Consider the following 456-nt stretch of genomic DNA (forward strand, 5'->3'; position numbering starts at 1 on the left):
TCGCCCGCACCGCCGGCTACAAGCGCCAGGTGCTGGAACTCGGCGGCAACGACCCGCTGATCATCCTCAACGATCTCTCCGACGAGGATCTGGCCAGAGCCGCGGATCTGGCCGTCGCCGGCGCGACAAAGAACTCCGGCCAGCGCTGCACCGCGGTCAAGCGCATCCTGGTTCAGGAAAGCGTCGCCGACCGCTTCGTGCCGCTGGTGCTGGAGCGGGCGAAAAAAATCCGCTTCGGCGATCCGATGGACCGCTCGACCGACCTTGGCACCGTCGTGCACGAGAAGGCGGCGGCGCTGTTCGAAGCCCGCGTCCACATGGCCGCCGAGCAGGGCGCCGAAATCCTCTACAATCCGGGTCGTCAGGGCGCGTTGCTGCCGCCGATCGTCGTCGATCGCGTTCCTCACACATCCGAATTGGTGATGGAGGAGACGTTCGGCCCGATCATCCCGATCG

At 66.2% G+C, this 456-nt stretch carries 1 protein-coding gene; it reads left to right on the plus strand.

Annotated features, from left to right (window positions below):
- On the plus strand, positions 1–456 hold a 456-nt coding region (locus EN885_RS33155; RefSeq protein ID WP_128335267.1), incomplete at both ends, for an aldehyde dehydrogenase family protein.

This window comes from Mesorhizobium sp. M6A.T.Cr.TU.014.01.1.1 (assembly GCF_004022765.1).
Taxonomy (GTDB): domain Bacteria; phylum Pseudomonadota; class Alphaproteobacteria; order Rhizobiales; family Rhizobiaceae; genus Mesorhizobium; species Mesorhizobium mediterraneum.